Source organism: Pelagibacterium sp. (genome assembly GCF_048264985.1).
Lineage (GTDB): Bacteria > Pseudomonadota > Alphaproteobacteria > Rhizobiales > Devosiaceae > Pelagibacterium.
The window spans coordinates 726,755-745,974 of sequence record NZ_JBLXCL010000001.1 but is presented as its reverse complement, the minus strand read 5'-3'; the positions used below and the strand labels follow the sequence as shown (position 1 = coordinate 745,974).

Below are 19,220 nucleotides of genomic sequence, written 5' to 3'. Positions count from 1 at the left end.
ATTCGCAATTGCTATCGGGCGCGCTGCCTCGAGGTAAACTTGCGCAACACATGCAATGGACCGGCTATGTGTTCGTCACAAACACATCATAGCGCGTGGTCTTCCCCGAAATCTGGTGGCTGGGTTTTCTCAGCCCAGCGATGGGCGCCGCGCGTTGCGGCCATTTCAGGACAACGCGGTTCGTGGCTGCCGCCAACGCCGCCGCCATCAGCTCATGCGCATCGGGATCGGCACCCACGACATCGCGCAGATCGCGCATCTGCTTTTTGACCAACGCCGATTTGGTCCGTTCCGGGTGCATGGGATCGACCAGCACCACCTGGGGCGAAAGCGTGGGCAGAATGATACGGGAATCGCCCAGCACGAGCTTCATCCGGCCGATGATAGCGGCGAGATCGTCGCTATGCGCGCTCGCCAACGCCATGGCCCGGTCAAGGGCCGCATGGACCTGCGGGCTCCGCTCTATCAAGGTAACTTCAGCACCGAGTGAGGCGAGGAAGAACGCGTCGCGCCCCATTCCTGCTGTTGCATCGACGACGGTGGGCAGCGCCCCCTTGGCCATGCCGCATGCCCTTGGCAATGGCTGCCCCCTGCCCTCGCCACTTCGCAGGCGGAAGCCGACGGCGCCGCCGACAAAGTCGATAACGATCGGCGATGAGGCTGGGTCGGCGTCTGGCATCTGCGGGTCCAATTGTATAAAGGGAGATAGCCTCCCACCCCGCCAGAGACAAGAGACGTTGACGGGACGCGTCGAGACGCAGACATTGAACTTTCCTTATGTATCGCCTTCAGGTTCCCCCATGCCCATCATCAATCGTGTTGCCGAATTCCACGCCGATATCGCAGCGTGGCGCCAGCATCTGCACGCCAATCCCGAACTCCTTTACGATGTCCACGAGACCGCAGGGTTCGTGGTCGAGCAGCTCAAGGCATTTGGCGTTGATGAAGTTGTGACCGGCATCGGTCGCACCGGAGTGGTTGGCGTCATTCGAGGCAAAGGCGCTTCGGATCGGGTTATTGGGTTGCGCGCCGACATGGACGCACTGCCGATCACCGAACGCACGGGCAAGCCTTATGCGTCGGCCAACACCGGCAAAATGCATGCCTGCGGCCATGACGGCCACACAGCAATGCTGCTAGGCGCCGCGCGCTATCTTGCCGAGACACGGAACTTCGATGGCACCGTTATCGTCATCTTCCAACCTGCCGAAGAAGGTGGCGGCGGTGGGCGCCTTATGGTTGAAGACGGGCTGATGGAACGTTTCGAAATTGCCCAGGTCTTCGGCATGCACAACATGCCCGGTATACCGCTTGGAGAATTTGCCATTCGACCCGGCGGGATCATGGCAGGAACCGATCAGTTCGCTATCGATATCGAAGGCCATGGCGGCCACGCCGCAATGCCGCATCTGGCAGTTGATCCCGTCATCGTGTCCGCGCACATCATATCGGGGCTGCAGACGCTGGTATCGCGGTCTGTCGACCCGATCCGCTCGGCAGTGCTTTCTGTTACGACAGTCAACGCAGGCACCGCTTACAATGTCATACCGCGCACCGCACGGCTAACTGGCACAGTGCGCACGCTGGACGAGGACGTCCGGACCCAGATGGAAGAGGGTATCAAGCGGCTCGCACCGCAGCTTGCGCAGGCTTTCGGCGCCACCGCGACGGTCAAATGGATGCGGGGATACCCGGTCACGGTCAACGCTCCAGAACAGACGGTTTTTGCCGCCGATGTGGCGCGCGAGATCGCCGGAGAGGATCGGGTGAACGATGGCGTCGATCCGACAATGGGCGGCGAGGATTTCGCCTACATGCTCAACGCGCGACCCGGCTCCTATATATTCTTGGGCAATGGCGACAGCGCCGACCTGCACACCGATACCTATGATTTTAATGATGAAGCCATCGATCTGGGCGTGAGCTATTGGGTGCGGCTGGCGGAAAGGGCACTGGCGGCGCGGTAGGGAGCATGTCGATGCCCGCGGCATTGCTCACCGCATTGACCCTTGCCATCGCTGGCGTCGGCGCCTACGCGATGAGCACGCTCGGCATTCCGGGTGGAATGCTGATGGGCGGCGCTCTTGCCGTGTCGATTGCGGCACTCTCAGGGTTTCAAGCGGCCGTGCCCAACGGGCTGCGCAACGTGCTTTTCATTTGCGTTGGGCTCTCGATGGGCGCAAGCGTCGCGCCCGATACCCTGCAATTGATCGGCCAATGGCCCATAACGCTCGCCGCTCTTGCGATTGAGCTTGTTGTTATTGTCCTTGTGTGCGGCATTGTCTTGCGTCGCCTTTTCAAGTTCGACACGGGCACAGCCTATCTTTCATCGTTCCCTGGTCATTTGTCGTTTATTATGGCGCTGGCATCGACAGGTGTCGGCAACCCCCGCCAGATTGTTATCATTCAGGTGCAACGGGTGATGTTTCTGACCCTGTTCGCCCCTATCGGCGCACTGTTTCTGCCGGTCGGCGCGTTCTCTGGCGCAAGCACACAGGCCATGGACTTGACGACGCTCGCCATGGTTGCGGCTGGCTGCACTTTTGTCGGCTGGGTGTTCACGCGTCTCAAAATGCCCGCCGGCTATGTACTCGGCTCGATGGGGTTTGCGACGGTGATGAAGCTGACCGGTCATTTCGATGGCGCCTTGCCCCAAATCCTCGTGGATTTGACCTTTGTGGGGATGGGCGCACTGATCGGGTCGCGCTTTGCAGGCATGACGCGCGCCGAGTTCATGCAGGCGGCGCTCGGCGGCACTGTTGCCACTGCCATCACCGTGGGGCTGACGACGCTCTTTGCGCTGGCGGCAGGTGTTTTCGTTTCAATGCCAATCGGCCAGATCTGGCTTGGGCTTTCCCCCGGCGGGCTGGAATCGATGGGCGCGTTGGGCATCGCCCTTGGCTATGACACAGCTTTTATCGCCGCTCATCATGTGGCGCGTCTGCTGATGCTGACCATAGCCATTCCGCTTGTGGTCATGCTGGTCAAGGGTCGTCAGCCCTTGACCGAGCCTTCCGACAGCCCCGACACCAGATAGCGCTGGGCAATCAGGAAAACCACTGTAATGGGGATGCCTGACAGGATGGCGGCGGCTGCAAAATCGCCCCATCGATATTCGAACTCGCTGAGATAGAAGCGTGATCCTGTGGCCAGGGTCAGATTTCCTTCCGACCGCAAAAGGATCGAAGCGATTGGGTAGTCGTTGACGACCCCGATAAACACCAGAACGAACACCACGGCCATAATTGGCACTGCCAGCGGAAGGAAGACAAAGCGAAAAGTTTGCCAGGGCGTTGCCCCGTCGATCGCCGCTGCTTTGTCCAGCGCGGGATCGACACTGTCGAAATAGCCCTTGATCGTCCAGATATGCATCATGACGCCGGAGAGATAGACCAGTACCAGAGAGGTGTGGCTATCGAGCCCGATGATGGGCGAGATGCCGCCCATCGTGTCGAAGATGGCGTAGAGCGCGACAAGAGCCAATGTCGTGGGGAACATCTGAATGATCAGCAAGGAATCGAGAAACGCCATGCGGCCGCGGAACTGGATACGGCTGAGGGCATAAGCCGATATCGTCGCAATCGCCAAAGCGCCGCTGGCTGAAATGACGCCCAGCTTTATCGAATTCCACATCCAGAGCAGCACCGGATACGGCGGCTGAACGACGGTGCCGTTGGCGCGCGTGTATTCAAGCCCGAGCGCCAAATACCAGTGTTCGAGCGTGGGATTGGTGGGGATCAGGGTGCCGACGGAAAAATTGCCTTCCCGGAACGAGATGGAAACCACCATGAGGAAGGGAAACATGATGATGGCGATGAACCCGATCATGAAGGCATGGGCGGCAAGTTTTTTGAAACGGAGGGCGCGCTTGTTTTCCACGATCATAGGACTGCCCCTTTTTGCGCGCGCCGCATGGCGACAAAATTGGCGTAGGCGATAAGCGTCACGACGAGGAAGATGATGAGGGTAATGGCGCCGGCCAAACCAAATTGCTGGCCTGAATCCATAAAGGCCATCCGAAAAGTGAAAGACCCCAAGATATCGGTCTGACCGGCAGGGATGACCGTCCCTGGAATGTCTGGGCCACCTGTGGTCAGCAGCAGGATCAGCACGATATTGTTGAAATTGAACGCAAAGGTCGCCAGCAACAGTGGCAGGAAGGGTGGCAGGATCTGTGGCAGCGTTATTGTGAAAAACACCCTTAAGGCCCCTGCCCCTTCAAGGATGGCTGCTTTTTTTTGTTCCTGGGGTACGGCCTGCAGAAAGCCCATGCCCAACAGCATCATATAGGGATATCCCAGCCACACATTGACGATGAGCAGCATCGCCCGCGCCAGAAAACCATCGGTAAACCAGGCAGGACGTATGCCGAACAGGGCGTTGAGGATCAGATTGATCTCGCCAAAATTCTGATTGAACAGTCCGCGAAATACGAGGATCGAAATGAACGCGGGCACAGCGTAGGGCAAGATCAACAGGATGCGGTAGGCCGCCCGAAAACGCATATGCTCCCATTGCAAAATGGTGGCGAGAAACAAGCCGAGCGAGAAGCACAGGATCGTCGAGCCGACGGCAAAGCCAACCGTCCAGATGAATATGCCGACGAGTGGCCCGCGAATACCCTGCGACTGGAAGATGCGCTCGAAATTGTCTGTGCCAATGAAAACGCGCCAGCCTGGGGTAACGCGGGTTCCGTCTTCCCTGAGATAAAATCCGATATCCTGATCCGGCGTCAGGATTTCGCCTGTTTGGGTATTGCTGAGCTTTTCGTCTTCAACCAACTCATATTCGGGCTGAACATAGGCAAATTCGCGCAAGCCAGAGGCACGCAGCACCGTCTGGTCGGGAAGCGTCACTTCGACTTGCGACAGTGGATCGCGCAAGGCAACAACGTCGCGCATTTCGAGCGTTGTCTGGGGCGCGCTATCAACAGGCTCGGCTGCAAGACTTGCCGGTTCCCCATCGAGCGCTGTGGCTTCAGAAAGGAAACCAGCCTCCCCTTGCGGGAGAAAGACGCGGTACTGATCTCCTTCGGACACCAGAGCGAATGGACGGCGCGTTTCCTCGTCAATGATGCGGCTGGACAGAAGGACGTTCTGGGCGCGTTCGAAAGTCAGGAGATTGAAGGACGAGTAATTGGTGAAGCCCAGATAGATCGTATAGAGCACAGGAAAGAGGATGAAGAGCAGAACCGCAGCCGCACCGGGAAAGATGAAACGCGCAAAATAGAACTGCCGGAAGCCATAGATGGCGAAAAAGGCCAAAGCGACAATGACAAGACAGGCACCGAACAGCGCCTGGCCGACCGCATAAACCACCCATGCGGCGAACAGGATGGCCAGCGAAACCAGCGCGACTAGCGTCTTGGCCAATAGATCGCGCCAAAGCGGACCGCGATCGGCAAGCTGGGCTGCCATTGCAACCGACATCGCCCGTTCCTCCCACCTGGAAACTTTTCAGCTTCGCGTGCTCAAAACAGAACAGGGCAGCTCGCGCCACCCTGTTCCATTGCGCGCCTATTCGCCCAAAATGCGGGCAGCGGCATCGTTGAGAGCCTGCTCGACCGAAGTGGCGCCTGAAGTGATATTGCCCAGCGCCGGTTCCATGGCCGACCAGAACGCGCCCATCTCTGGATTGGACGGCATCGGCACGCCCACTTCTGCGTTGGCGAGAGTCTGAACGATCTTGTCATCGTCTTCAGCAGCGCCGACCGAAATGTCGGTGGGGACGCCGAGGGCCCCGTCGGCATTCCAGAGCGCTATGTTCTCATCGGTCAAAAGATAGTTCTCGATGAACTCGACAGCCAGATCCTGATTGGGCGATGCCGCGTTGAGCGCCAGTGCCTGCACGCCCAGGAACGGACGGCTGGGCGCGCCGGCCACCGCCGGGAGCGGGGCAACGCCGATCTCAAGACCAGCGTCCTGATATCCGCCCCAAGACCATGGGCCATTGATAATCATGGCGACTTCGCCATTGGCGAACGCGCCTTCCATGACGCCATAATCGACACCGCGCGGCATGGTGCCGGACTCGATAAGCTCGGCCAGCACTTCACCGCCTTGAATGGCGCCGTCGGTGTTCACGCCGGTCTGGCTCCCATCATAGCTGCCATCGACCATTTCGAAGGCATAACCGCCATTGGCCGCAAGCATCGGAAAGGTGAAATACGTGTCGTTATAAGCCCACATGATGGGGGTCACACCATCTGGAAGATCCATCGTTGCGATGTCTTCAAAGTTCTGTGGCGGGCTATTGACGAGATTGCGGTTGTAAACCAGCCCGATCGCCTCGACGGCAACAGGATAACCCCAAATGCGGTTATCGAAGGTTACAGCGTCCCAAGCGCTTTCAAGATTAGCCTCAACTGTTCCAGCGCTTGGCGAAACGGGAGCAATAAGACCACCCGCTGCCCATTCGCCGAGCCTGTCGTGTGCCCACAGGACAATGTCGGGGCCATCGCCGGTTGCTGCGGCCTGCTGGAACCGATCGGTCAGCGGATCGACGTTTTCAACGATGACGCGGATACCGAGATCGGCTTCGAACTGTTCGCCGATTTCGGTGATGAGATCTGGGGCGCGATCGTCCTGCCAGATAACAATGGCGCCATCTTCAAACGCCTGGCTCATCGATGTGGAAGCGGCGAGCGCAAACAATGCACCGGCGACGCTGAAAGCCGTTCTGTTCATATTGTGTCCTCCCTGACACGACGATGCCCGATGCCGCTCCTCGGCAGCCTGCCGGACGTTACGCACAGCTCACCCTTTTGACAGGGTCAGCGAGATAGCGGCCGGATCGAACCCGGCACCGCATTCGATAATGGCAAAGCCATTGCCCTCCAGCTTGAGCGATGCGCCATCAAGCACCGCACCGTTGGAGACGCCAGTCAGCGCTGCCAGGTGCGGCAGTCCATCGATCGACAGTGCGCCGGGCTTTGCTGAAAGATTGAAGACGCAAACCAGGCCATCCTGGCCATTGTATCGCGAAAAGCCCAGAATCGGCGCCATGGCGTCGTGAAACACAATCTCGCCGTCGATCAGCGCGGGGTTTTCGCGGCGATATTTCAGAATCGCGCGATAATAGTGCAGCAACGAGTCCGGGTCTGCCTCAAGCGCCGCAACATTGCGCTTGAGATGCGGGCCCTTAACGGGCAACCACGGCTTGACCTCGGAGAACCCGCCATTGACCTCGTCGGTCCAGGGCATTGGCGTTCGGCAACCGTCTCGCCCCTTGTTGTCCGGCCAAAAGCGCAGACCCGGAGGATCGGTCAGTTCGGCATATTCAAGCTCTGCCTCGGGCAATCCGAGTTCTTCACCCTGATAGATGCAAGCCGAACCCTTGAGTGTCAAAAGCAACGCTGCACAGAGCCGGCCCAGGGTGCGGGGCGTGACGGCATGCCCCTCCCAACGGGAAATATGCCGGTTCACATCATGGTTGGAAAAACTCCAGCACGGCCAGCCATCGGGAGCGCCATGGAAGAATTTTTCGACGCGTGAGCGGAAATGCTGGGGCGTGAAATTGGGGCCGAGCATGTCAAACGAATAGCACATGTGCAAAAGGTCATCGCCGGCAGTATAGGCCGCCATGATCTCGATGGCCTTGTGGGCTTCTCCCACTTCACCGACCGTTGTCGTTCCGGGAAATTCATCGAGCAACATGCGCACACGCCTGAGGAAATCGATGTTTTCCGGCCGGTTCTTTGAGAACTCATGCAATTGCATGCCGTAGGGATCTGCCTCGAGCGGGGTTTCCTCTTCCCGCTGCGCCGGCGGATTTGAGCGCAGCTTCTGGTCATGAAAATAGTAGTTCACTGTATCGAAGCGGAAGCCATCGACACCGCGCTCGAGCCAAAACCGCATGGTGGACAATACGGCGTCCTGAACCTCGGGATTGTGAAAATTCAAGTCAGGCTGCGCGATTAGAAAATTGTGCAAATAGTACTGGCGACGCGTGCCGTTCCATTCCCAGGCCGGACCTCCAAAGACCGAGGGCCAGTTGTTGGGCGGGGTTCCATCTTCATTGGGATCAACCCAGACATACCAATCCGAGCGCGGATTGGTACGCGAGGATTTGGATTCAATGAACCATGGATGCTTGTCGGAGGTGTGACTGACCACCTGATCGATAATGACTTTCAGTCCAAGCTCATGAGCCTTTTCGATTAGCGCATCGAAATCGGCGAGTGCACCGAACAGCGGGTCAATATCGGTGTAGTTCGAGACATCGTACCCCATGTCGGCCATGGGCGAGGTGAAGATCGGAGAGAGCCAGATCGCGTCCACACCGAGCGATGCGACGTGCTCAAGCCTATCGAGAATTCCACGCAGGTCGCCGATGCCGTCGCCATTGCTATCCTGAAAGGAGCGCGGGTAAATCTGGTAGATCACCCCGCCGCGCCACCAATCCGACATTACAATCCTCCTCACTCATTCGTCTCACCCCATTAATTCAAACCGGTTTAGATATTCTGTCAACTGAGAATTTTGCGCAGCGGGCGATGATTGACACATCATTTTCAAACCGCTTTAAGTTGACATGAGTACAGCGATATCGCTTTGAGGACCATCGCTTGAGGGGGAGGCTCGGGTGACGACATTACGAGAATTGGCCACCCATTTGGGCCTGTCGCCGGCCACAGTAAGCCGCGCACTCAACGGATTTCCCGAGGTGGGCGAAAAGACCCGCATTCGCGTCGTAGAAGCGGCCAAGGCGCTCAACTATCGTCCAAATACCAACGCGCGGCGGTTGGCTACCGGCAAATCCGGCATGGTCGGCATCATCTTCAGCGCCGCACGCAACCTGCTGGTCGACCCCCATTTCGTCGAGTATCTCGCGGGACTGTCCATGGGGCTCGCCGAGCGTGAGCTGGATTTGATCCTGCGCCACGCGGCGCCGGGCGCGCAGCTGTCTGCCTATCAACGCCTGATCGCCTCGGGAGCCGTGGATGGCCTTATCGTATCGGCGCCGGAAGTTGGCGATGCACGGGTCGAAATGCTGACTGAGCGCGATTTTCCTTTCGTCGTCCACGGCCAGGTGGGCGAAGACGTTCCCTACGGATTTTATGACATCGACAATCACGGCGCCTTTTCACGGGCCACCGAACTGTTCATTGCGCTGGGGCACAGGAGAATTGCGCTGCTGAACGGGTCGTCAGGGCTGGCCTTTGCCGTGCAGCGCGAGGCTGCGTTCCGCACAACGCTTGCCGCACAGGGCATCCACGTTCCCGCGCGGTTCGTTTCCCATTCCGACATGAGCGAAGATGCAGGGTATCACCAAGCAGCCAAATGGCTTTCTGGTCTGCATGGTTTGCCGCCCACTGCATTTTTGTGTTCCTCGACGCTGATGGCTATCGGGGTTATGCGGGCCGCGGGCGAAGCGGGGCTGGAAATTGGCAAGGACGTCTCGATTATCGCACATGATGACGTTCTCCCCCATCTGCGCTCGGAACATTTTTCGACACCGCTGACTGTAACCCGCGTGCCGATCCGGGAGGCGGGATTTGCCCTTGCTGAAATGATTTACAAGCGGATCAATGGCGCCACGCCAAAGAGCCTCCAAAAAACGGCAAATGTGGATTTGATCGTGCGCAATTCAACGGGAGCTGCGCCTCAAGATGGAGACCGATCATGGTGAACCCACCACCGGTTCAACACAGCCCTGACCCGATACTTTCAATCGATCGGCTTGAAAAGAACTACGGCGCCGTCGACGTTCTCAAATCGATTTCGCTTTCGATCCAGGCAGGGGAGTTCCTCGTTCTTGTCGGGCCTTCGGGCTGTGGAAAGTCGACCCTGCTTAATTGCATTGCCGGACTTGAGGAGACCAGCGGGGGTACAATCTCCATTGGCGGGCGGGACGTAACCGAAGTCCCACCACGCGACAGGGACATCGCCATGGTGTTCCAGAGCTATGCGCTCTATCCCACCATGACCGTGGCTGAAAACATCGCGTTCGGCATGAAAATCCGCAAGGTCGAGCGGGCCGAGCAGGATCGCAAGATCACCGATGTTGCGCGGCTGCTGCAGATCGAGCACCTGCTCGACCGTCGGCCGGCGCATCTTTCGGGCGGGCAGCGCCAGCGGGTCGCCATGGGGCGGGCGCTTGTGCGCGAACCTAAACTGTTCCTATTCGATGAACCTCTGTCCAACCTCGATGCCAAGCTGCGCGTCGAAATGCGCGCCGAAATCAAGGCACTGCATCAACGGCTGGGCGCGTCGATCGTTTATGTCACCCATGACCAGATTGAAGCGATGACGCTGGGCACACGCATCGTCGTACTCAAGGATGGTATTATCCAGCAGTTCGGCACACCTGCAGACATCTACTCCACACCGGCCAATGTTTTCGTCGCCGATTTCATGGGTTCACCGCCCATGAACCTGATACCGGCGACGGTCGCGCTCAAAGATCGGAATGCATCAATCATATTTGGCAGTGGAGCCGACGCGGTTACGATCAGCGCCGTCAATCCGCCGTCAGCACTTGGCGACTATGATGGCAAACAGGTGATTGTCGGCATGCGGCCCGAAGATTTTGCAGTGACAAAGGATGGCCAAGCCGATCTGACATTGCGGGCGGACATGAGCGAGCATGCAGGCTCGGACACTTTCACGACCTTTGCCCTTGCTGGCAAGGCTCTCATGGCTCGACTGCCGGGCAAGTCGCGCATCGCTGTCGGCGACGCGGTTCAGTTGAGCGTCGACACGTCCCAGACGTGTTATTTCGATCCTGAAACAACACGTCGCATCGCCTAGGGACACGATAATGCCTCATATCCTGCGCGCAGCCGACCGCCCCAAGGACGCTCCAAAGACAATCAAGTTCGAGGGCGCGCCTTACGGTGCAGACATCTCATTTTTTGCAGTTGTTTCAGAGCCAGGAAAGAGTGTCGGGCTGCATGTCCATCCCTACACCGAAACCTGGATCGTGCAGGAAGGGCGTGTGCGCTTTCGCGCCGGGCATGAAACAATCGAGGCAGGCCCGGGCGATATCATGGTTGTCGAACCCGAGACAGCGCACGGGTTCGACAACATTGGTGATGGCATGCTCAAGATGATGTGCATCCATGACGGGTCGCGCATCGTCCAGACGTTTCTCGATCCAAGCAACGCTTAGAATAACGCCGGACGCAGCAGGACAGGGTTACGTCAGGCCTGGTCGTCCAGACCGGCGTCCGGCACGTTCTTGCGAATGGATTCGATGGCGCTCTGCGCCGATGCCTTGGCTTTATACCCCTCGGAGGCAAACATCACTTCACCGTTGGAAGCGCGGAACCGGAACCGGAATTCGCCAGCCTTGTCCTTGTAGATTTCGAACTTGTACATTTCATGCTCCCTCGATGACCAGCGGCGAGATATTGAATGCTCGACCGCGCATTTTCTCAACCCGGTCACAATTGCCCAAAACAATTAGACAGGCAAGCCGGGGAACTTCCGTGGCATTGACGGTATTATTCAAACTTCCGACGGCAACGCTGGACGAGGCAAAATAAATATGCACCAATGGAATATGCGTCGGGAAGGTCGCACACCGTCATCGCACGAAGAAGGCGTATGAGCGAAGCAAAGTATTTTGACGAAATGCTCAATGCGGACGGATCTGTCCGCGAACCTTACCGCATATTGGGTGAGTGGCTGGAGGGCCAGCCCAAGCAGGCACTCAGACAATTGTCGCAAGACGCGGAAATGATTTTCCGCCGACTCGGCATTACTTTTGCGGTCTATGGCGCTACCGAGTCGACCGAGCGACTGATCCCTTTCGACGTCATCCCCCGGGTCATCGCTGCTCAGGAATGGCGCCGGCTGGAAAAGGGCATCGAACAGCGCGTCAAAGCGCTCAACATGTTTCTTTGGGATCTCTATCACGGCCAGGATATTATCCGCGCCGGACGCGTGCCTGAAAAACTCATCGTCCAGAACGAGGCATTTTGCCCGCAGATGATGGGGCTCAATCCGCCCAAGGGCATCTATTCGCACATTATCGGCGTGGACATCGTGCGGACCGGACCCGATGACTTCTACGTGCTTGAAGACAATTTGCGCACACCTTCGGGGGTCTCCTACATGTTGGAGGACCGCGAGGCTATGATGCACCTGGTTCCAGACCTGTTTCACAAGCTTAAGGTCGCTCCTGTCGAGACCTATCCCGAGAATCTGCGGCGCACCATGGAAAGCGTTGCGCCGGACAATTGCACGGGCAACCCCAATCTCGTCGTATTGACGCCGGGCATCTACAATTCGGCCTATTTCGAACACTCATTTCTCGCCGACCAGATGGGCGCCACGCTTTGCGAAGGGCAAGACCTGTTCGTGGATGGCGGCAAGGTCTATATGCGGACCACTCTCGGCCCGCAGCGTGTCGATGTGATCTACAGGCGTATCGATGACGATTACATCGACCCCCTGACGTTCAAAGCGGATTCGATGCTCGGTGTTCCGGGCCTGTTTGACGCCTATCGCGCCGGGACCGTGACTCTGATCAATGCGCCCGGAACGGGGATCGCCGATGACAAGGCGGTCTATACATTTCTGCCCCAGATCATCGAATTCTATCTTGGTGAAAAGCCGATCCTCAAAAACGTACCCACCTACAACTGTTCGAATGACAGCGAGCGTGCGTATGTGCTCGAGAACCTTGAGCAGCTTGTGGTCAAGGAGGTGCATGGTTCGGGCGGCTACGGCATGCTGGTCGGGCCGGCCTCAACCAAAAAGCAGCGCGCCGAGTTTTCCGAAAAGATCAAGGCGCGGCCCGACAACTATATCGTTCAGCCAACACTGGCGCTTTCGACCTGCCCGACCTTCGTCAACAAGGGCATTGCGCCGCGCCACGTCGATTTGCGGCCCTTCGTGCTTGTGGGCGACAAGATCAGGATTACACCGGGCGGGCTGACCCGTGTCGCCCTCAAGCAAGGGTCTCTTGTGGTCAACTCCTCGCAAGGGGGCGGCACCAAGGACACGTGGGTGCTCGAAGAATGATGCTCGGACGGTCTGCCGCAAACCTTTTCTGGATGTCGCGCTATGTGGAGCGCGCCGAGAACATGGCCCGGCTGCTCGAAGTGGGCTATCGCATGAGCCTGACCGAACGCAGCGAAGATGGCTCAAGCGAATATCTGCTCTCAATGCTTCAGGCTGCAGAGGCCGAAGACGCTTTCATGCTAAAACATGAAACTGTCGACGTCGCCAGCGTTGCCCATTTCATGCTGTTCGACACCGACAATCCCTCATCGGTCAAATCGTGCCTTTTCAACGCGCGAACCAACGCAAAGTCGGTCCGCACAGAGATCACCACAGACATGTGGGAGAGCCTTAATGGCACATGGCTGGAGTTCGAACAGGTTCAACCCAGATATGTGCTTGGCAACAGGCTTCCGAGCTTTCTGCAATCGGTAAAACAAAGCTCGAACCAGTTTCGCGGCGCCCTTCTCGGGACCTTGATGCGCACAGATGGCTTTGCTTTCGCTCAGACCGGCGGGTTCATCGAGAGGGCCGACAACACTGCACGCATTCTGGATGTGAAATATTACGTGCTTCTGCCGCGCACATCGATGGTCGGCGGCGATGTCGATATCCAGCAATGGACGATGATCCTGCGCGCGGCTTCGGCCCATCGGGCCTACCGCCACATCTATCATGACCGCTACAAAGCGTTGAACATCGCCGACTTTCTGATCTTCAGAAAAGAGATGCCAAGGTCGCTCGCCTTTTGTTGCACATCGGTGACAGCAATGCTGGGCATGCTCGAACAGATTTACGGTGAGCCTTCGGGCTGTCACGACGAGGCAATCAAGATGGCCCAGTTCCTGACTGCCGGGGATATGAGCAAGGTCTTCGACCAGGGCCTGCACGAATATCTGACCGGGTTCATGGCGGCCAACAACCAGCTCACCAACGCAATTTCGGAGAGCTACAATTTCTACTGAGGGAGGCGGCCGCATGCGCATTTCGATACGCCACGAATTCCGCTTTGCGGCGAGCGAGGGCCTAGCACATGCTGTCCAGCACCTGCTCTTGACTCCGCGTGACACTGCCTCGCAAACCATTGTCGAGTGGTCAATCAAGATGGCTGGCATCGATGCTGCGGCCAGTTTCACTGACGCGTTCGGCAATTCCGCTCATCTTGTCAGCCAGCATCGGCCCGAGGACGATTTGTTCATTGCCGTTTCCGGCATTGTGGAAACAGATGATACCAATGGCGTTCTTGGACGGGTGTCGGGCGAGTCCAACCTCTCGCTGTTCAAACGGTTCACGGCGCAGACGCGGCCGAACGGCAATCTCGTGAACCGAATGAAGACGCATGCCAAAGCCGGCATGAGCCGGGTCGAGATATTGCATTGGCTCATGACCCGGCTGCATGAGGCACGCGAAACTACACCGGAAGATGAGGACGACACGCCAGATATCGTGGCAGAGGACCACGCCCATGTTTTCGTAGCCGCGGCGCGCGGCATGGACATCCCGGCACGGTTTATCACCGGCTATGTGCTGGGCGATGACGATGAACCGGCACGGCTACATGCCTGGGCGGAAGCTTGGGATGACGGGCTGGGATGGATTGGCTTCGATCCATCAGTCAATCTGTGCCCGACACCGGCTTATGTGAGAATTGCCTGCGGCCTGGACGCTGAATCCACCGCTCCGGTTCGACTGGCGCCCGCGTTGGAGCGACAGGCAGCAGACACAATCCGAGTGACCCAGGTGATGATGAACCAGCAGCAACAGCAGCAGTCAGGCGCCTAAGAGCAATAGCCAGCCGGTGATGGTGAAAAGCGAAAGCACAGTCGAAAGCAGGATTGTGTTAGCGGCCACATCCGTCGCGCGGTTGTAGAACGTCGCGAAGATATAGACGTTGATGCCGGCCGGCATTGCAGCAAGCAGCACACCATACCGGGCCATATGCGGGTCCACCCCTAGAACCGGCACCATCAGTACCCAGGCGATTGCCGGATGGACGATCAACTGCATGGCGCTGGTCATCAGGGCCTGGACCCAGGTCTCCCCCAGCTTGTATTCATTGAGCGCCCCGCCAAGGCCGAACAGGGCGACGGGCATAACCGTGCCGGCCAGCAGAAGCGTGACGTCGTCGGCGACGCCCGAAAGCTCCAGGCCCAGGAGGTTGGCAGCGAGACCGAGCGCTATGCCGATCAGGATGGGATTTGTCAGCGATTTCTTGAGCCCCTGAAACAGCGCCGTGGACACCTTGCCACCATCCCGGCGGGCCAGCTCCATGATGAACATGCTAAGGGTCATCAATATGGGCGCATGCAGCCCGATGATCGAATAGACAATAGGCATTGCCTCGTCACCGTAGGCACGCTGCATGATCGGGATGCCGACGAGAACCGTGTTGGTAAACATCGCCGAAAAGCCCACCGACACCGCCTCCCCCGGCCGCCGCCGGAAGAGCTTCAACGCCGCCAGAGCGCCGAGCGCGAGCACCGATACAGCGCCAACATAGTATGGCCCGATGATCGCTGGATTGAACGCGGTGGAAAAATCGACATCGATCATCGCCCTGAACAGCAGGCAAGGCGTGGCAAAATTGTTTACATAGGCAATCAGCCCGCCAACGCCGGCACGCGGATAAAATCGGATCCGAACCGCGAGGTAGCCGAGCCCGATCAGGACAAAGACCGGGGCAATGACATTGAGAACGGAAAACATACTGAGGGCTTTGACAAGGCTGGACAAAACTAAAAGACATGGAATGAGCGGATGCGTCAATCTTTACGCCTCGGGTCGATTGATGCACGTTCAGGTCGCATCATGCAGGGAGGCGCAGCCATGGCGAGCTACATTCTGGCGATAGATCAAGGCACGACATCGAGCCGGGCTTTGATATTCGACACCTCGATGAAGGTCGTTGGACAGGGCCAAAAAGAGTTCCGGCAGCACTTCCCCCAAAGTGGCTGGGTAGAGCACGATCCGGAGGACATCTGGGATTCGGTCGTTTTTTCCATCCGCACTGCGCTCAAGCGGGCCGGCCTGTCCGGTCGGGATATCGCCGCCATCGGGATCACCAATCAGCGTGAGACCACGCTGGTGTGGGACCGGGACACCGGCACGCCAATTCACAAGGCCATTGTGTGGCAGGATCGGCGCACCGCCGAGATCTGCAATCAGCTGAAAAATGACGGCTTGGAGGCGCTGATCACAGGAAAGACGGGCCTACTGCTCGATCCCTACTTCTCGGGAACAAAGGTGAAATGGTTACTCGATACCGTCGAGGGCGCACGAAAGCGGGCCGAGGCTGGCGCGTTGGCGTTTGGGACGATCGACACCTATCTGATCTGGCGACTGACAGGCGGTGCTGTGCACGCGACTGACGCGACAAATGCCAGCCGCACGTTGTTGTTTAACATCGAGAAGGGCACTTGGGACGACGAATTGCTGGCCTTGCTGGATGTTCCTGCCGCTATCCTGCCCGAAGTCCATGATTGCGATGGCGATTTCGGGATAACCGATCCCGACCTGCTCGGCGCACCGATCCCGATCCGGGGCGTGGCGGGCGACCAGCACGCTGCAATGATCGGCCAGGCCTGTTTTGAACCCGGCATGATCAAATCGACCTACGGGACCGGATGCTTTGCCGTGTTGAACACTGGCGAAACGCTTGTGCGCTCGCAAAACCGGTTGCTGACGACAATCGCATATCGTCTGGGCGGGAAGACGACATATGCACTGGAAGGTTCGATCTTTGTGGCTGGCGCCGCGGTGCAATGGCTGCGCGATGGACTAAAAATCATCGGTAAAGCCTCGGATTCCGGGCGACTGGCGCTCGGTGCAGATGACAATCAGAACGTTTACCTGGTTCCCGCTTTTGTCGGTCTTGGTGCCCCCTATTGGGACGCTGAAGCACGCGGAGCCATGTTCGGGTTGACCCGAAACACCGGTCCGGAGGAATTCGCAAGGGCAGCGCTCGAGGCCGTCTGCTACCAGACAGCAGACCTTCTTGACGCCATGCACAAGGATTGGAATGCGCACGGCGCCGCAACCGTGCTGCGCGTCGACGGCGGCATGGTGAACTCCGATTATACAATGCAGTTTCTCGCCGACATTCTCGATGCTCCTGTCGACCGGCCACATATGCTGGAGACAACTGTGCTGGGTGCGGGCTGGCTGGCGGGACAGGCCATGGGCCTTTTGCCCGACCGGACAGCCTTTTCCAAGAGCTGGGCGCTGGAGCACCAGTTCGTTCCCGAAATGGATGACGCGCAGCGCAACGCCAAACTGAGCGGTTGGCGGGACGCAGTCAGCCGGACACTGACGGCACGTTAGTGTGCCAATGTTCGCGAAGGGTCGGCCGAAAAAAAGACTTCTCAATCGAGCCTGACTGCTTTCCAATCGAGGGCCGCATCGCATAGAGTGCGCCGTGGACTGAGCGGAGGGTGCATTTGTTCGCTAGCCTAATCGAGCCCTATGGCGCGCTGATCGTGGGCGTAGTCATCGTGGGTCTCTTTATCGCCTTTGCCCGGGAGTGGCGCTCGCCGGAGGTGAGCGCGGCCATCGCGGTTTCCGTTCTCATTCTTCTCAATATCGTTTCAGTCGATGACCTGCTCGGCGTACTGTCCAACAGTGCCCCAGCCACTATTGCTGGCATGTTCGTGATCTCGGCCGCACTGGTGCGAACCGGCGCGCTTGAGAGCTTTGCAGGCTGGGCAACAGCCGGCGCCAAGAAACACCCCTATCGCAGTCTGTTGTCCTTTCTTGTGGCCATCGCCGTGATGTCGGCCTTCATGAACAACACACCGCTCGTGATGATGATGATTCCGGTTGCCGTGGCCATGGCACGGTCCATGGATACGCCAGCTTCGAAACTTCTCATCCCCGTGTCGTTTTCCGCCATTCTGGGCGGAACCTGCACCCTGATCGGAACCTCGACAAACATCCTGGTCGACAGCGTCGCGCAAAGAAGCGGCCTTGAGCCGTTCCATATTTTCGAGATGGCACCTGTTGGTATCGCCATCGCCGTAGCCGGCATTGTAACGATGTTGCTGGCGCGCGGGCTGCTGCCCGACAGGACAACCGTTTCCTCAATCTCACATTCTGAATCGAGCAAGAAGTTCGTGCTTGAAGCGGTGATCGAGGACAACTCTCCCCACGTTGGCAAGAAAGCGCGCGAAGTTGCTGCTTTCAACCGCTCCGACCGTCAGCTGATCGACGTTTTGCGGGCAAGTTTCTCATTGCGCCGGCACATCCATGACGTCGTGTTGCAGCCCGGCGATGTGGTGGTGCTGCGCACCTCGGTGGCCGAACTGCTCTCGATGAAGGAGGAAGGCGATCTCAACATCCCAGAGTCTGAGCACATGCAGTCTCTGGGCAGTCGTTCATCGTCCATAGTGGAAGTGCTGATGGGCCCGAGCTCGGGCATTTTGGGCAAAACGCTCAAGCATCTGCGCCTGCGACGTCGCTATGGCGTGTACCCCCTCGCCCTGCATAGACGCGGCGCCAACCTCGCCGAGCGGTTTGAAACCGCTCCGATCGAAGTTGGCGATACGCTGTTGATCGAAGGCGCGCCCGAAGATTTGCGCCGCATGGTGGAAGACTATGATCTGGTCAATGTCTCCGAGCCAGCCGAACGCGGCTTCCGTCGGGCGCGCGCGCCAATTGCCATCGGTGTGCTTATCGCAGTGGTGGTCGGCGCAGCGCTGGGGTTGATGCCGATTGCCGGTCTTGCCGTGATCGGGGCCGCCACCGTGCTCGCAACGCGATGCGTGGAACCAGACGAAGCCGTCCAGGCTGTTGACTGGCGAATTCTGGGCCTGATCATTGCCATGCTTGGCGTTGGCGTAGGCATGGAAAACGTGGGGCTGGTCGAAAGCATCGTGCAGGTGTTCACACCCTATCTGGCACTGCTTTCGCCGCTGTTTGCACTCGGCGTCGTCTACATTCTGTCTTCTATCCTCACAGAAATCGTCACCAACAACGCCGTTGCCGTGATCGTCACGCCAGTGGCCATCGGTCTGGCCCTGAGCTTGGGAGTCGACCCGCGTCCTTTCGTTGCCGCTGTAATGTTTGCAGCCAGCGCCAGCTTTCTGACACCGATCGGCTATCAGACCAACACGCTCGTCTACAGCGCCGGCGGATACAAGTTCTTCGACTTCGTGCGCATCGGCGCCGTTATGAACGTTGTGGTTTTCTTTATCGCAATGATCATGATCCCCATCGTCTGGCCGTTCTAGAGTTCGGAACCCGGAGGCTCCAAGCACGTTCCCACCGAAGATTTTC

At 58.2% G+C, this 19,220-nt stretch carries 17 protein-coding genes; 10 read left to right on the top strand and 7 right to left on the bottom strand.

All coding sequences use genetic code 11. The features are described from left to right. Positions 1 to 64 precede the first annotated feature (64 nt). Positions 65 to 679: a class I SAM-dependent methyltransferase gene (locus ACN0TA_RS03720; protein ID WP_417579933.1), complete on the bottom strand. Its 615-nt coding sequence runs from the start codon at positions 677 to 679 to the stop codon at positions 65 to 67. 121 nt (positions 680 to 800) lie between these two features. On the opposite strand from ACN0TA_RS03720, the gene ACN0TA_RS03715 reads away from it, so the two are divergent. Both ACN0TA_RS03715 and ACN0TA_RS03710 read left to right on the top strand, forming a co-directional pair. Further along, the gene (locus ACN0TA_RS03715; RefSeq protein ID WP_417579931.1) at positions 801 to 1,967 is read left to right on the top strand and encodes a M20 aminoacylase family protein; all 1,167 of its coding nucleotides are present in this window, start codon (positions 801 to 803) and stop codon (positions 1,965 to 1,967) included. 11 nt (positions 1,968 to 1,978) lie between these two features. Further along, complete coding sequence (locus ACN0TA_RS03710; protein ID WP_417579929.1) at positions 1,979 to 3,037, top strand: AbrB family transcriptional regulator; 1,059 nt, start codon at positions 1,979 to 1,981, stop codon at positions 3,035 to 3,037. Here ACN0TA_RS03710 and malG read toward each other — a convergent pair. The 4 genes from malG to ACN0TA_RS03690 form a co-directional block, all read right to left on the bottom strand. Next, complete coding sequence (gene malG, locus ACN0TA_RS03705; protein ID WP_417579927.1) at positions 2,995 to 3,885, bottom strand: maltose ABC transporter permease MalG; 891 nt, start codon at positions 3,883 to 3,885, stop codon at positions 2,995 to 2,997. The two genes, ACN0TA_RS03710 and malG, sit on opposite strands and share 43 nt — an antisense overlap. Then, the gene (gene malF, locus ACN0TA_RS03700; RefSeq protein ID WP_417579925.1) at positions 3,882 to 5,429 is read right to left on the bottom strand and encodes a maltose ABC transporter permease MalF; all 1,548 of its coding nucleotides are present in this window, start codon (positions 5,427 to 5,429) and stop codon (positions 3,882 to 3,884) included. Before malF ends, malG begins: the two co-directional genes overlap by 4 nt. Positions 5,430 to 5,516: 87 nt before the next feature. Beyond that, positions 5,517 to 6,686, bottom strand: a complete 1,170-nt coding sequence (gene malE, locus ACN0TA_RS03695; RefSeq protein WP_417579923.1) for a maltose/maltodextrin ABC transporter substrate-binding protein MalE — start codon at positions 6,684 to 6,686, stop codon at positions 5,517 to 5,519. A 69-nt stretch (positions 6,687 to 6,755) separates the two neighbouring features. Then, the gene (locus tag ACN0TA_RS03690) at positions 6,756 to 8,408 is read right to left on the bottom strand and encodes an alpha-amylase family glycosyl hydrolase (protein ID WP_417579921.1); all 1,653 of its coding nucleotides are present in this window, start codon (positions 8,406 to 8,408) and stop codon (positions 6,756 to 6,758) included. 175 nt (positions 8,409 to 8,583) lie between these two features. Here ACN0TA_RS03690 and ACN0TA_RS03685 point away from each other — a divergent pair, with 175 nt between their 5' ends. The 3 genes from ACN0TA_RS03685 to ACN0TA_RS03675 are packed head-to-tail and all read left to right on the top strand — an operon-like array spanning position 8,584 to position 11,112. After that, entirely contained in the window at positions 8,584 to 9,630 is a 1,047-nt protein-coding gene (locus ACN0TA_RS03685) for a substrate-binding domain-containing protein (RefSeq protein WP_417579919.1), read from the top strand. Then, a complete protein-coding gene (locus tag ACN0TA_RS03680) occupies positions 9,624 to 10,751 on the top strand; it encodes an ABC transporter ATP-binding protein (RefSeq protein ID WP_417579917.1) in 1,128 nt (375 codons plus the stop codon). The genes ACN0TA_RS03685 and ACN0TA_RS03680 overlap by 7 nt, the downstream gene beginning before the upstream one ends. A 10-nt stretch (positions 10,752 to 10,761) precedes the next feature. Further along, a complete protein-coding gene (locus ACN0TA_RS03675; protein WP_417579915.1) occupies positions 10,762 to 11,112 on the top strand; it encodes a cupin domain-containing protein in 351 nt (116 codons plus the stop codon). 32 nt (positions 11,113 to 11,144) lie between these two features. Here ACN0TA_RS03675 and ACN0TA_RS03670 read toward each other — a convergent pair whose 3' ends face one another. Further along, complete coding sequence (locus ACN0TA_RS03670) at positions 11,145 to 11,321, bottom strand: YegP family protein (protein ID WP_417579913.1); 177 nt, start codon at positions 11,319 to 11,321, stop codon at positions 11,145 to 11,147. A gap of 228 nt (positions 11,322 to 11,549) precedes the next feature. On the opposite strand from ACN0TA_RS03670, the gene ACN0TA_RS03665 reads away from it, so the two are divergent. Genes ACN0TA_RS03665 through ACN0TA_RS03655 form a run of 3 tightly spaced genes read left to right on the top strand, consistent with a single transcriptional unit; the run spans position 11,550 to position 14,732 of the window. Next, a complete protein-coding gene (locus ACN0TA_RS03665; RefSeq protein ID WP_417579911.1) occupies positions 11,550 to 12,971 on the top strand; it encodes a circularly permuted type 2 ATP-grasp protein in 1,422 nt (473 codons plus the stop codon). After that, positions 12,968 to 13,915 carry an alpha-E domain-containing protein gene (locus tag ACN0TA_RS03660; RefSeq protein ID WP_417579909.1) on the top strand — a complete coding sequence of 316 codons (948 nt, stop codon included), beginning with the start codon at positions 12,968 to 12,970 and terminating at the stop codon, positions 13,913 to 13,915. Before ACN0TA_RS03665 ends, ACN0TA_RS03660 begins: the two co-directional genes overlap by 4 nt. Positions 13,916 to 13,928: 13 nt before the next feature. Beyond that, a complete protein-coding gene (locus ACN0TA_RS03655) occupies positions 13,929 to 14,732 on the top strand; it encodes a transglutaminase family protein (RefSeq protein ID WP_417579907.1) in 804 nt (267 codons plus the stop codon). Here ACN0TA_RS03655 and ACN0TA_RS03650 read toward each other — a convergent pair. Further along, on the bottom strand, positions 14,721 to 15,656 hold the full coding sequence (locus ACN0TA_RS03650) for an AEC family transporter (protein WP_417579905.1): 936 nt from the start codon (positions 15,654 to 15,656) through the stop codon (positions 14,721 to 14,723). The genes ACN0TA_RS03655 and ACN0TA_RS03650 overlap by 12 nt on opposite strands. Before the next feature lie 120 nt (positions 15,657 to 15,776). On the opposite strand from ACN0TA_RS03650, the gene glpK reads away from it, so the two are divergent. After that, positions 15,777 to 17,270, top strand: a complete 1,494-nt coding sequence (gene glpK, locus ACN0TA_RS03645; protein WP_417579903.1) for a glycerol kinase GlpK — start codon at positions 15,777 to 15,779, stop codon at positions 17,268 to 17,270. Positions 17,271 to 17,386: 116 nt separating this feature from the next. Next, the gene (locus ACN0TA_RS03640; RefSeq protein ID WP_417579901.1) at positions 17,387 to 19,174 is read left to right on the top strand and encodes an SLC13 family permease; all 1,788 of its coding nucleotides are present in this window, start codon (positions 17,387 to 17,389) and stop codon (positions 19,172 to 19,174) included. Positions 19,175 to 19,220 lie beyond the last annotated feature (46 nt).